At 73.5% G+C, this 13,086-nt stretch carries 8 protein-coding genes; 7 read left to right on the top strand and 1 reads right to left on the bottom strand.

Features of this window, described 5'->3' with window-relative positions; all coding sequences use genetic code 11:
- From AB0E62_RS29035 to AB0E62_RS29015, 5 genes are all read left to right on the top strand, one after another.
- Positions 1 to 119, top strand: a 119-nt coding sequence (locus AB0E62_RS29035) for a biotin/lipoyl-containing protein (protein WP_362200103.1), incomplete at its 5' end; no start/stop codon positions are given.
- Between the two features lie 496 nt (positions 120 to 615).
- Positions 616 to 1,482: a hypothetical protein gene (locus AB0E62_RS29030; RefSeq protein ID WP_362200077.1), complete on the top strand. Its 867-nt coding sequence runs from the start codon at positions 616 to 618 to the stop codon at positions 1,480 to 1,482.
- Complete coding sequence (locus AB0E62_RS29025) at positions 1,479 to 2,297, top strand: CoA ester lyase (protein ID WP_362200074.1); 819 nt, start codon at positions 1,479 to 1,481, stop codon at positions 2,295 to 2,297. The genes AB0E62_RS29030 and AB0E62_RS29025 overlap by 4 nt, the downstream gene beginning before the upstream one ends.
- 144 nt (positions 2,298 to 2,441) lie before the next feature.
- Complete coding sequence (locus AB0E62_RS29020) at positions 2,442 to 2,930, top strand: MarR family transcriptional regulator (protein WP_362200071.1); 489 nt, start codon at positions 2,442 to 2,444, stop codon at positions 2,928 to 2,930.
- Positions 2,931 to 3,036: 106 nt separating this feature from the next.
- The gene (locus tag AB0E62_RS29015; protein ID WP_362200068.1) at positions 3,037 to 4,758 is read left to right on the top strand and encodes an MFS transporter; all 1,722 of its coding nucleotides are present in this window, start codon (positions 3,037 to 3,039) and stop codon (positions 4,756 to 4,758) included.
- A gap of 729 nt (positions 4,759 to 5,487) precedes the next feature.
- Here AB0E62_RS29015 and AB0E62_RS29010 read toward each other — a convergent pair.
- Positions 5,488 to 6,948 carry an MFS transporter gene (locus tag AB0E62_RS29010; RefSeq protein WP_362200065.1) on the bottom strand — a complete coding sequence of 487 codons (1,461 nt, stop codon included), beginning with the start codon at positions 6,946 to 6,948 and terminating at the stop codon, positions 5,488 to 5,490.
- Between the two features lie 267 nt (positions 6,949 to 7,215).
- Between AB0E62_RS29010 and AB0E62_RS29005 the strand changes: the two genes are divergently transcribed.
- Positions 7,216 to 8,964, top strand: coding sequence for a fatty acyl-AMP ligase (locus tag AB0E62_RS29005; protein WP_362200062.1), 1,749 nt, complete (start codon positions 7,216 to 7,218; stop codon positions 8,962 to 8,964).
- Positions 8,961 to 13,073, top strand: coding sequence for a type I polyketide synthase (locus AB0E62_RS29000; RefSeq protein ID WP_362200060.1), 4,113 nt, complete (start codon positions 8,961 to 8,963; stop codon positions 13,071 to 13,073). Before AB0E62_RS29005 ends, AB0E62_RS29000 begins: the two co-directional genes overlap by 4 nt.
- Positions 13,074 to 13,086: the final 13 nt, after the last annotated feature.

Genomic DNA, 13,086 nt, shown 5'->3' with positions numbered 1-13,086 from the left:
AAGCCATGAAGATGGAACAGCCCCTCAACGCCCACAAATCCGGCACCATCAAGGGCCTCACCGCCGAAGTCGGCGCCTCCCTCACCTCCGGCGCCACCCTCTGCGAGATCAAGGACTGACATACATCGCGACATGACGCCGCACGCCGGCGGATCCGCCACCAGGGACACGTGACAGATCCGCCGGCACCGAGGACGTGTGCGGTCGCCCTCGAGCCGCCCGACACACCGCAGCGGAGTGGTGCATCTGGGAACCTCCCTCGTTCCGGCAGCACTTCATCATGGCGGGTCATACACCCGCCGATGAAATACCTGTTCATGATGGCGACATGCCCCATGTCGATGGCACAAGCATGTGGGTAGGGCGTCGCGCGGTTCGCGGGCACGTGTCATGGGCTGCCGAGTGCGGACCGCCATGCGCCCCGCACATGATGACATCAGGATTCTCTATTGTCCCCGGCCCCACATCAGCGGACATGATGATGCAGCGGCGGCTGCGCACGGCGCGCCGCACCGCCGGGGGACCGCCGGCCGCTCCCGCGACCGTATGCGGGCCGTCGGACTCGGACGATCCGTGCTCAGAGCCGGTTCCCGAGACAGTCGTTGAGGAGAGGTCATGCACGTTCCCGGAAGCGGACTCGGCCCCTATGTGGAGTCATGGAGTCCCGGAGCGGTCGACGAGGACGACGTCCTGTCCCCGGCCCCGGTCGCCGCGTTGTCGGCACTGTTGGACGAGCCGGAGCCGGTCGCGGCGGCCGGTGATCCACTGCCCCCGCTGTGGCACTGGCTGTACTTCTTGCACTGGCCGGCGCAGCACCGGCTCGGTGTGGACGGGCATCCGGAGCACGGTCACTTCCTGCCGCCCATTCCCCAGCGGCAACGGATGTTCGCCGGCGGGCGCTGCGAGATCACGGCACCGTTGCGCGTGGGTGCCCCCGCCCGGCGGACGAGCAGCCTGAGCGCCGTGACGACGAAGCAGGGCTCGTCTGGGGAGCTGCTGTTCGTCACCGTACGCAGCGAGTACACGCAGGGCGGGCGCATCTGCCTCGTGGAGGAACAGGACATCGTCTACCGGTCGGGGCGCGGCGCGGCACAGCACCCGGCGGACATCGACACCGTGAGCGAGCCCCGGTCGCGGGACGTCTGGCAGCTCCCTCTGCGAACGGACCCCCGCCTGCTGTTCCGGTTCAGCGCCGTCACCGCGAACGCGCATCGCATCCACTACGACGCACCGTACGCCTGGGGCGAGGAGGGGTACCCGGATCTCGTGGTGCACGGCCCGCTGCTCGTGCTGACCATGCTGGAGCTGGTGCGCCGCAATGCCTCCCGCCCGGTGGGGTCCGTGACGTACCGGCTGCGCCGGCCGGCCTTCGCGGGTGAGCGGCTGCTGGCGACCGGTGTACCCACGGACCGTGACGCGACCCTGCGCGTCGCCACCCACCGCGAGGAGCGCCACGCCACGGCGGAGGTGACGTTCACGTGACTCTGACCAGGAGCACGCTGGAGACCGCCCGCAGCTTCCTCTTCGTCCCCGGGCACCGTCCGGACCGGTTCGACAAGGCGGCCTCGGCCGGGGCGGACGTGGTGATCATCGACCTGGAGGACGCCGTCGCGGCCCAGGACAAGGAGCGTTCGCGCGAGAACGTGGCCGCCTGGCTCGGCGCGGGCAACAGTGCCGTGGTGAGGATCAATCCACCCGGAACCGCGTGGAGCGACGCCGATCTCGAAGTGGCGTCCCGATACGGCGCTCCGGTGATGGTGCCCAAGGCGGAGGACCCGTCCGTGCTGGCGGAGCTGGCCTGCCGGGCGGCCGACGAGTGCCTGCTGCTGCCGCTCATCGAGACGGCCGCAGGCGTGGAGCGGGCCGTGGAGGTGTGCGCCACGGCCGGTGCCGTTCGCGTCGCCTTCGGCAACGCCGACCTCGCCGGTCAGCTCGGCATCGCCCACGACGACCACGTGGCGCTGACGTACGCGCGTTCCCGGATGGTGTCCGCGTCGGCCGCCGCGGGCCTGTGCCCGCCGGTCGACGGTGTCACCACCAACGTGAAGGACACGGACGTCCTCACCGCGGACGTCCTGCACGCCCGCCGTCTGGGGTTCACCGCGAAGCTGTGCGTCCACCCCGGTCAGATCGCCACGGTGACGGCCCACTTCTCCCCCACCGAGAGCGAACTGCGGTGGGCGCGCGGGGTGATCGACGCCGGGGAGTCGGTGACGGTGATCGACGGACAGATGATCGACAGGCCGGTACTGGACCGTGCCCGGCGCATTCTCGCCGCCGCGGGCTCCATCGTGTAGGGGCGGACCGGCAGGACACGGCACGGCACGGCGGAGGCCGGCGGCGCAGGCGCGCCGCCGGCCTCCGCCGTGCCGTCCGTCACACGCGGCACACAGCCCCCCGAGGGGTTTGCTGTACATTACACGTAGATGCATAATGGGGTTATGCACAAGCGTAGGACGGACTCCGCACCCCAGCCCGTGCCCTCCGAGGAACTGATGCTCGCCGTGGAGCAGTTGGTCCGCTACGTACGCCGCAGCACCCACGCCGGAGGCCTGAGCACCGCCGCCTCGTCCGCCCTCGGCCGGCTCGGCAGCGAGGGTCCGCAACGGCTCACCGAGCTGGCCCGCGCCGAGAACGTCTCCCAGCCGAACATGACCCAGCTCGTCACCCGCATGGAGCGGGCCGGACTGGTGCGGCGCACCGCCGACCAGTCCGACGGCCGGGGCGTTCTGGTGGCGGCGACCGACACCGGTCTGCAGGTGTTCCGGCAGCGGCGGGCCGAGCGCGCCGACGCGCTGCGGCAGTTGGTCGAACAGCTCTCGGAGCCGGAGCAGGAGGCGGTGCGCATCGCGCTGCCGGCCCTGTCCCGCGCCGTCCAGGACCGCGCCCTCCAGGACCGCGCCGTCCGGGAGCGCGGGGTGCGGTCCTGACCCCCGGGACCCGCTCACGCGGCACCCACCCCGTGCCCCAGGGCGCGTCCCGGGCCCATCCCCGATCCACCATCCCCGTCACCACAATGACTGGAGAGAAGCGGCAATGAGTACACCGCATGGAGGGGCAGCCAGCCCCTTCAAGCAGCCGAAGGCCGTCTGGGCCGTGGCGTTCGCCTGCGTGATCTCGTTCATGGGCATCGGACTCGTCGACCCGATCCTGCCCGCCCTGGCCGAGAGCCTGCACGCCACGCCGAGCCAGGTCTCACTGCTGTTCAGCAGCTACCTGATCGTCACCGCCGTGGCGATGCTGTTCGTCGGCTGGTTCGCCAGCCGGTTCGGCGCCAAGCGCACCCTCGTCATAGGCCTGGCCGTCATCGTCGTCTTCGCCGCCCTGGCCGGCGCCACCGACTCCATCGGCGGCATCGTCGGCTTCCGGGCGGGCTGGGGCCTTGGCAACGCCCTGTTCATCGCCACCTCCCTGGCCGTGATCGTCGCCTCCGCCAGCGGCGGTTTCGCCGGTGCGATCATCCTGTACGAGACCGCGCTCGGCCTCGGTATCGCCGTCGGCCCGCTGCTCGGCGGCGAGCTGGGCGCCATCAGCTGGCGCGGCCCGTTCTTCGGTGTCGCCGTCCTCATGGCCGTCGCGCTGGCCGCCACCCTCCTCTTCGTTCCCTCGCTGCCCAAGCCGGAGCGCCCCACCTCTCCCCTTGCCCCGCTCAAGGCGCTGCGCCACCGCGGCCTGCTGACCATGGGCATCATGGCCCTGCTGTACAACTGGGGCTTCTTCACCATGCTCGGCTACGCGCCGTACCCGATGAGGCTGAGCGCCCATCAGCTCGGACTGGTCTTCACCGGCTGGGGCCTGCTGGTCGCCGCCTTCAGCGTCTTCTTCGCCCCCCGTCTGCAGGCCCGGTACGGCACCGCCCCGGTCCTCTACGCCAACCTGCTGGGTCTCGGCGCCGTCATGGCGGTCATCGCCGTCGGCGTGGCCACCCCCACCACCGTCATCGTCGCGGTCATCGTCAGCGGCGCGTTCATCGGCATCAACAACACCCTGACCACGCAGGCCGTCATGCTCGTCTCCCCGGTCGAGCGCCCGGTGGCCTCCTCCGCGTACGGCTTCCTGCGCTTCATCGGCGGTGGCCTGGCACCCTACGTCGCCGGCAAGCTCGCCGACTCCACCGACCTGAGCGTCCCCTTCTACGTCGGCGCCGCCACCTTCCTGCTCGCCATCCCGGTGCTGGCCAGCGGGCACCGGCTGCTCCGGCGGGCAGAGCAGCACACGGGCGAGGCCGAGGTCGTGGAGCCGTCGCTCACCGCCGTCGGCGCGCCCGTCCCCACCGGTGTACCGCCCGTCATCGTCGCGGTCGGCGACCACGACCGGGCCGGGGCCATCGTCGACGCCGCCGCCAAGATCGCCCGTGACACGGGCAGCCCGCTGGAGGTCGTGCACGTCCAGCAGACCGCCGTCGTCGAGGAGCAGGCCGTCGACGCCGAGTCCGGCGACCAGGCCAGGGCCGCCGTCACCGCCCATCTCGACCGGCTCGCCGCCGGCGGCGTGGCGGCCACCGGCCAGATCCTGACCAGCGTCGGCGACCATGCCGCCGCCGGCCGCGCCCTGGCCCGGCACGCCGCGGACGTCCACGCCCGTGCGGTCGCCGTGGGCCGCTCGCCCCGGGGTCCGGTCGCGCAGTTCACCGACGGCAGCTTCACCACCGCGCTCGCCCACACCGCCGACTGCACCGTCGTCCTCGTCGACGCCGGGCACACGCCCCGCCGGCTGACGAAGGACAGCCTGGCGGAGCTGCGCGGCAGCGCGGCCTGATCCCGGTCTCCTCCCACGTCCGCGGGCCGGTGCGCACCTCGTGCGCCACGGTCCGCGGACGTACCCGTGCCGGTGCGGCGTCACACGGCCGGCCCGGGGGGCCGTCCCTGCCGTGATCGTGAGGTCGCTCCGCCGGGGCATCGGGCGGGGCCTTCCCTGTCCAGGAACTTGGACATGCGCCTGGCCGAATCCTCGGCACAGTGGGTGCGCCGGGGCCCGACGACACGAAGCCGGGTGCCGGTGCGCGAGGGCGCGGGTCCCGTGCGGCCCGCGGCCTGGAACCCGAACTGATGGCATGAGGTGATCGCCGTGACGACCGTCGAGGATGTCCGCCCCGGTCCTCCGCTCCGCGCTCCGAGCGGAGCGGTCCGTGGTTCCCCGGCCTCCGCCGGCCGAAACCCTGGGACACGGACGGCCGCGATGTAGGTGTGTCATGGCCGGACGGCCACATGTGGCATGCACCGGAGCCCGACGAGCACCAGGTGTGTGCCCTCACGGGGCTCACCGGTCGGCAGGCCCGACACATGTGTCCACCCCTCGCGTATTCCCTGTCGGCCGCCGGCGCACCGGCACGCCGGCCCGGGGCTCGACCATCGCTCAGCACTCGGCACATCCCACGTCCGTGAATCCGCCGCCCGGCCCCCGGAAGCCGCCGCCCGTCGGCGAGCCGGAGTACCGTCCCGCACTCCGCTCGCCGGTCAGGACGCGGGCAACGGGGCCGCGCCGGCGTCAGGGAGCGGGCCGGCAGTCCTCGCTGCGCCCCTCCTCGGGGGTGCTGCGGCGACCGCGCCCGGAGGCCACCGAAGTGTTCTCGCGCAATGCGTACCACGTGACCAGGGCACCGAGCACCACACAGCCGGCGGCCAGGCGGAGACCGAGGTGGTAGCCGTCGAGGAAGGCCTCGTCGGGGGTGTGCCCGGCGTGCAGAGACGCTGTCTGCCGACGGGACAGCACCGCGCCGACCAGCACCACACCGAACACCCCGGAGATCTCACGGGCCGCGCTGATCAGGCCGGACGCCATGCCCGTACGGTCCTCGGGCACCCCGGCGACGGCGCACACGGTCAGCGGAGCGGTGAGCGCGGAGCCGACGCCGATCAGCAGCAGTCCCGGCTGGAGGTCCAGCCGGCTTGCTCCGGCGCCGGTATCGGACACCCACCACAGTCCGCCGGCGACGAGCAGCAGACCGGCGGCGACGGACCGGTGGACACCTGCCCGGCCGGCGGCCCGTTCGGCGAAGGGGGTCACCGCGAGCAGGGCGAGGGCGAGCGGCAGGAAGGCGAGGCCCGCCTCGGTGGGCGTGAAACCCAACAGTCGTTGCAGGTAGAGGGCGGTGAAGAAGAAGACGCCGTTGACGCCGATGCCCCACAGCACCTGGGCCAGCGCACCGCCGCCGAGGGACCGGGTGCCCAACAGGTCCAGTTCCACCAGCGGTTGCGGCGCACGGCGTTCGACGCCGATCAGAACGAGTACGCACAGGGCCGCTCCCGCCAGGCAGTACGGTACGGGCGCGGCGTGGAAGGAGTCTTCCCCGCCGCGCACCAGAGCGTAGGTGAGCAGCAGCGGGGCGAGTGCCGACAGGACGATGCCCGGCAGGTCGAGACGGCCGAGGAGACCGGTGTGCGGTTGCTCGCGCGCGGGCGGGACCGCGGCGCTCAGCGCGAGGGCGAGCGCTCCGCAGGGCACATTGAGCAGGAACACCCAGCTCCAGCCCCAGTGCTGGGTGATCAGACCCCCGACGGCGGGACCGCAGGCCAGCGCTACGGCCAGCGCCGCCGTCCACAGTCCGATGGCCGGTGCGCGGCGTCGCTCGGGAAGGTCGGCGGCGATCACGGCGAGAGTGGCCGGAATGACCAGAGCGGCGCCCGAGCCCTGCACGGAACGGGCGGCGATGAGCGTCGCGCCGTCCTGGGCGAAGGCCGCCGCGGCCGAGGCCGCGGTGAAGACGATGAGGCCGACGGCGAGGACGCGGCGCCGGCCGAACAGGTCGCCGAGGCGTCCGCCGGGCAGCAGGAAGGCACCGAAGACGAGTACGTAGCTGCTGGCCACCCATTCCAGTCCGGTTACCGAGAGGCCCAGTTCACGCTGGATGGTGGGCAGGGCGACGTTGACCACCGTGTTGTCGAGGGTAGTGATGAACCCGGTCAGCGCGACCAAGGCGAGCAGGGCTGTCAGGCGTGTACGGCTCAACGCCGGCCTCCTTCGGAGCGGGGACCGCCGCCCCGGGGACGTATGTCCCGGGGCGGGGACCGCGGTCGTCGGCCTGTGCGACGGCGGACAGACCCCCGTCTTTTTTCGAACAAGTTCGACCGAACCTAGCTCTACAACGGCCAACATATATTATGTTTCACTCGCTCCGAGGGTGCCGTTCCCCCAGAAGTCACCAGGCAGCCGCCCTCCCCTCTCGCTTCTCCTCCTCGGAACTCCCCCATGTGCCTTACACATTGGAGCCGCCGCATGTCCGAAGAAGAACCCCCCACCGGCCCCCTCCTCACCGACCACCTCGCCCACTGGGCGGCCGTCACCCCGCACAACCGCGCCTTCACCTTCGTGGACTTCCCGGAATCCGACTCCCTGGGCCGCCACCGGTCTCTGACCTGGCGCGCCCTCGACCTGCGGGCCCGCGCCGTCGCCGAGGCACTGGTGCGGACCGTGACGCCGGGTGAGCGCGCCGCCCTGGTGCTGCCGCAGGGACTGGACTACGTGGCCGCCTTCCTCGGCTGCCTGTACGCGGGTGTGACCGCGGTGCCGCTGTTCACCCCGGACCTGCCGGGCCACGAGGGCCGCCTCGCGGCCGTGCTGGCGGACTGCGAGCCGGCCTGTCTGCTCACCGACACGGCCACCGCGGACCGCGTCCTCGCCTTCACCACCGAACACCACCTGCCCGAGACGGCGTTGCTCACGGTCGACGGCCTGACCGCCCCGGCCCTCGCCGGGGCCGAGCCGCCCCGGCGCCCCGGCGCCGAGGACACCGCCTACCTCCAGTACACCTCGGGCTCCACCCGCACCCCGGCCGGCGTCATGATCACCCACGCCAACGTGGTCGCCAACGCCCGCCAGGGCATGGCGGGTCTGGAGGTCGAGGACGCAGCCACGACCGCGGTGGGCTGGCTGCCGCTCTTCCACGACATGGGCCTGGTCCTCAGCGTGGCCGCACCGGTGGTCGGCGGGCTGGGCTCGGTCCTGATGGACCCCGTCAACTTCCTGCTCGCACCCGAACGCTGGCTGCGCCTGCTCGGCTCCGCCCCCCGGGTCGTCACCGCGGCGCCCAACTTCGCGTACGACTACTGCGTCTCACGGATCGGCCCCGACACCGTCGAGGAACTCGACCTCAGCGGCGTGTCCGTGATGCTCAACGGAAGCGAGCCGGTGCGGCCGGCCACCCTCGACCGCTTCCGGGACCACTTCGCCCCCGCCGGACTCGCCCCCGAGGCACTGTGCCCGGGCTACGGGCTCGCCGAGGCCACCGTCTTCGTCGCCGCGGACTCCCCCTCCGCCCTCGCCACCGGCGTCGACTGCGACCCCGACGCGCTCGCCGAGGGACGCGTCACCCCGGCCGCCGACCCGGCACGGGCCACCCGGCTGATGCTGTGCGGCGCGCCTTCCGGACAGCTCGTGCGCATCGTCGAGCCGGACAGCGGCGCGGTGCTCGGCGAGGACGCCGTCGGCGAGATCCAGGTGTGCGGCCCCAACGTGGGCGCCGGCTACTGGAAGAAGACCGCGCTGAGCGCCGAGGTGTTCGGGGCACGTGCCGCCGGCGAGACCGACGACGGCCCCGGCTGGCTGCGCACCGGCGACCTCGGCGCCCTGCACGGCGGAGCGCTGCTGGTCACCGGCCGGCTCAAGGATGTGATCATCGTGGACGGACGCAACCACTACCCGCAGGACATCGAGGAGACGGTGCAGCAGGCCGTCACCGCGATACGTCCCGACCGGCTCGCCGCGATCTCCGTGCCTGGGCCCGGCGACGCCGCCGACCTGCTCGTGGTGGTCGCCGAGCACCGCCGCCGGCAGGTGGCCGACGCCGAGGAGGCGCGCGGCGCGGCCCGCGCCGCGGTCGCCCGTCGGCACGGTCTGCGACTGGACGAACTGCTGCTCGTCGCACCGGGTTCGGTGCCCCGCACCTCCAGCGGCAAGATCTCCCGGGCCGCCACCCGCAGCCGCCTGCTGGCCGGCGGCTTCGACACGGTGGGGAGGGCGCGATGACCCGCCCGGACCGGGCCGCGCTGCGCACGGCGCTCGGCGAGGAGCTGCATCGGCACTACGGCATCCACCCCGACGAACTCGCCGACGACCGCCCGCTGGCCGAACTCGGGGTGAACTCGCGGGACGCCGTGGCGCTGGCCGCCCGGCTCGGCGAACTGTCGGGTACCGCACTGCCGGCCACCCTGCTGTGGGAGACACCCACCGTGGGCGCCCTGCTGGCCCGGCTCACGGACGGAGAGCCCCGGTCCGCACCGGTAGTACGCGCGGAGACACGGGGGACTTCGCCCGTACCGGCCGAGCCCCCGGCGGTCGCCGTGATCGGTGTCGGCTGCCGGCTGCCGGGCGGGGTCCGCTCGGCCGCGGACTTCTGGCGGCTGCTGCGCGAGGGCGGGGACGCGGTGGGGCAGGTCCCCGAAGGACGCTGGACGGACTTCCTGCCGCCGGGCGGCGAGCCGCCCGACGACATCGCCCGGCACGGGGCCTACCTGGGACCCGTGGACGGTCCGGACGGAATCGCCCGCTTCGACGCGGAGTTCTTCGGCATCTCCGCGCCCGAGGCGCAGTCCATGGACCCGCAGCAGCGCATCCTGCTCGAAGTCGTCCACGAGGCCCTGGACCACGCGGCAGTGTCCGCCGGCTCCCTGGCCGGCACCCGCACCGGCGTCTTCGTCGGCGTCAGCGGCACCGAGTACGCACACCTGACCACTACCGAACTCGACGCCGTCGGCGGCTGGACCGCGACGGGCGCCTCGCCCAGTGTGACCGCGGGCCGCCTGTCCTACCTGATGGACCTGCGCGGGCCGAGCCTCGCCGTGGACACCGCGTGCTCCTCCTCACTGGTGGCCGTGCACCAGGCGGTCCGCTCGCTGACCACCGGCGAATGCGACACGGCACTCGCCGCCGGCGTCAACCTGCTCCTGTCCCCCGCCGCCACGCTCAGCCTGCAACGCGCGGGCGCGCTGTCCGCCACGGGCCGCTGCAAGGCGTTCGACGCGACGGCCGACGGCATCTCGCGCGGCGAGGGCTGTGGCGTCGTGGTGCTCAAACGGCTCACGGACGCAGAACGCGACGGCGACCGTGTCCTCGCCGTCATCGAGCACACCGTGGTCAACCAGGACGGCCGCAGCAACGGGCTGACCGCCCCCAGCGCCGCCGCCCAGCGCGCCCTGCTGGCAGCCGCCCACCGCGCACCGGCCGACGTCGACTACGTGGAGGCGCACGGCACCGGCACACCGCTCGGCGACCCCATAGAGGCCGGCGCGCTCGGTGCCGTACTCGGCGCCGGACGCTCCCCGGACCGGCCGCTGCTGATCGGCTCCGTCAAGACCAACCTCGGGCACCTGGAGGCCGCCGCCGGAATCACCGGCCTGATCAAGACGGTCCTCTCGCTGCACCACGGACACATCCCGCCGCAGCTGCACTACATCACGCCCAATCCGCACATCGACCCGGAGCGGCTCGGGCTGCGGGTGGTCACCGCCGCCGAGCCGTGGCCGCGCTACTCGGGTACCGCCCGGGCCGGCGTCTCCGCGTTCGGCTTCAGCGGCACCAACGCCCACGCCGTGCTGCGCGAACACCGGCCCGCCGCCCGGCCGCCGCAGGCCGCCGCCCGGCCGCCGCAGGCCGCCGCCCGGCCGGCGGTGCTGCTCCTGGACGCGCCCACCGACGACCGGCTGCGGTCCCAGGCCGGAGAGCTCGCAAGGTGGCTGGACACCCCGGCCGCCCGTACGGTCCGCCCCGCCGACCTCGGCCGCACCCTCGCAGGGCGCACCGGCCGGGGCCGTCGGCGCCTGGCGGTGGTGGCCCGCGAACGCGACGACATCACCCGGGCGCTGACCCGGTTCGCGGCCGGCGAGGCCGACGAACACCTGGTCACCGGCTCCGGTGCGCCGGACGGCCCGGGAGCCGTGTGGGTGTTCTCGGGGTACGGCTCGCAGTGGCCCCGGATGGCGCGCGGACTGCTGGCGGCCGAGCCCGCTTTCGCCGCCGAGGTGGACGCGCTCGACGCGGTGCTCCGGGCCGCGGCCGGCGTCCCGCTGCGCGAGTCGCTGCTGGTGGACACCCTGCCGGACACCACGGACGTGGTCATGCCGGTTCTCTTCGGGGTGCAGGTGGCCCTGGCCCGGCTGTGGTCCTCCTACGGGCTGCGGCCCGCCGCGGTGATCGGACACTCGCTCGGCGAGATCGCGGCCGCGGTGGTGTCGGGTGCCATCGACGTCGGGACCGGGGCCCGCGTCGTCGCCGCCCGCTCCCGGCTGATGGCCGCCGTCGACGGCGGAGCCATGGCGGTGCTCGACCGGCCGGCATCCGAACTCCCCGCACTGACACGCCGGTTCCCGAGCATCCAGCTGGCCGTGCACTCCTCGCCGGGGCACTCGGTGGTGGCCGGGGACGCGGACGAGGTGCGCGGCCTGGTCGCCCGGATCGGCGAGGCGGGCGGCTTCGCCCGGCTGCTGCCCGTCAGCATCGCCGGACACACCCGCAACGTCGACCCGCTCCTCGGCCCCCTGGCCCGGGACCTCGGGCAGGTGCGGGCGACCGCGCCGCACACCCGCCGCTATACCAGCGTCCTTGACGACCCCCGCTCCGAGGCCCTGTGCGACACGGACTACTGGCTGGCCAATCTGCGGCGCCCGGTCCGCTTCACCCAGGCGGTGCGGGCCGCGGCCGAGGACGGGCACCGCGTCTTCGTCGAGATCGCCCCGCATCCGACCCAGTTGCATTCGATGACCGAGACGCTGCGGGCCGCCGGAGCCGGGGACGCGCTGGTGACCGGTACCCTGCGGCGCGGCACCGACGACGCGCGGTCCTTCCGCACCGCGGTGGCCGGCCTGCTGGTTCACGGGGTTCCCCTGCCCGGCACCCGTGAGAGCCTGCACCCGGACGGGAGGATCGCCGACCTGCCCTCGCCACGTTGGCGGCATCGCACCTTCTGGCCCGGCCGCACCCCCGAGCCCGCCGCCACCGCCGGGCCGGGAGGCACGGCGCCCGACCCGCTCTCCCGGCTGCGGGCCTGTGTCGCCGAGGTGACGGGCCACAGCACCGCGCGCCTCGACCCCGACATACCGCTGACACAGCTCGGCCTCGACTCCCTGATGGCCCAGCGCATCCGGGCCGCCCTGGTGCGGGAGTTCACGGTCACCGTGGAGCCCGCCCTGCTGCTCAACGGTGCCACGCTGCGGACGGTGGCGGCCCTCCTGCCCGAGGGCGACGATCACGTCACCGGGAACACGGCCGAGCAGCCCCGGCGCACCGGGGGCGAACCGTCCCGGCTGCTGGGCGACGGCGGCCCGGGCGCGCGGTCCGGGTCCGTGCCCGGACGGTTGCGCACCTTCGCCGGAAACGGCCCCGGCGCCCCGCTGTTCCTGGCGCACGCGGCGGGTGGACTGAGCGACGTGTACGAGCCGCTGGCGCTGCGGCTCGACGGCGTACGGCCCGTCCTCGGCTTCGACCGCATCGGCGACGAGGCCGAAGTCGCCACCCGCGCGGCCGAGTTCGCCCGGCGCGTCCGTGAAGTCCGGCCGGCGGGCGGCTGGCTGCTCGGCGGCTGGTCCTACGGCGGCCTCGTCGCCCAGGAGGCCGCGCGTCTGCTCTCCGACGAGGGCGAGGTCACCGCCCTGGTCCTGCTCGACTCCGTGCTCCCGCTGCCCGCACCCAAGTCGACGGCCGCCGAGCGGGCACGCCGCAGGTTCGCCGGGTTCGCCGCCTACGTCGAGCGGGTCTACGGCGCGGAACTGCGTCTGCCGTACGCGGAGTTGGTGGAGATGTCCGATGCCGACCAGATCGGGCACGTGCTCAAGCTCTTGGAGCAGGCCGTCGACCTGCCGCAGGCGGTGCTGGAGCACCAGCGCACCTCGTATCTGGACCTGCGCGGCGCGGAGCGCCACACGCCGGGGCCCTACTCCGGGCGTACCCTGCTGTACCGGGCGAGTGAGCCCGCCCCGCACACGGTGCGCGACGAGCGCTACGAGCGCACCGACGAGTCCCTGGGCTGGGACGCGTACTGCGCCGACCTCACCGTCTCCCCGTTGCCGGGCCACCACTTGGCGCTGCTCGACCCGCCGGTCGTCGACACCCTGGCCGCGCTGCTGCGCCGCGACCTTCCCTGAGCCTCCCCGGTCC

Source organism: Streptomyces sp. NPDC038707 (genome assembly GCF_040636485.1).
Classification (GTDB): domain Bacteria; phylum Actinomycetota; class Actinomycetes; order Streptomycetales; family Streptomycetaceae; genus Streptomyces.
Note: the sequence above shows the minus strand (reverse complement) of the source record. Positions and strands in the feature narration are given on the sequence as shown.

Bases quoted from the DNA above. Each gene is read 5' to 3' on its own strand.
- AB0E62_RS29030 (WP_362200077.1), top strand. From the start codon at position 616: ATGCACGTTCCCGGAAGCGGACTCGGCCCCTATGTGGAGTCATGGAGT.
- AB0E62_RS29020 (WP_362200071.1), top strand. From the start codon at position 2,442: ATGCACAAGCGTAGGACGGACTCCGCACCCCAGCCCGTGCCCTCCGAG.
- AB0E62_RS29015 (WP_362200068.1), top strand. From the start codon at position 3,037: ATGAGTACACCGCATGGAGGGGCAGCCAGCCCCTTCAAGCAGCCGAAG.
- AB0E62_RS29005 (WP_362200062.1), top strand. From the start codon at position 7,216: ATGTCCGAAGAAGAACCCCCCACCGGCCCCCTCCTCACCGACCACCTC.
- AB0E62_RS29000 (WP_362200060.1), top strand. From the start codon at position 8,961: ATGACCCGCCCGGACCGGGCCGCGCTGCGCACGGCGCTCGGCGAGGAG.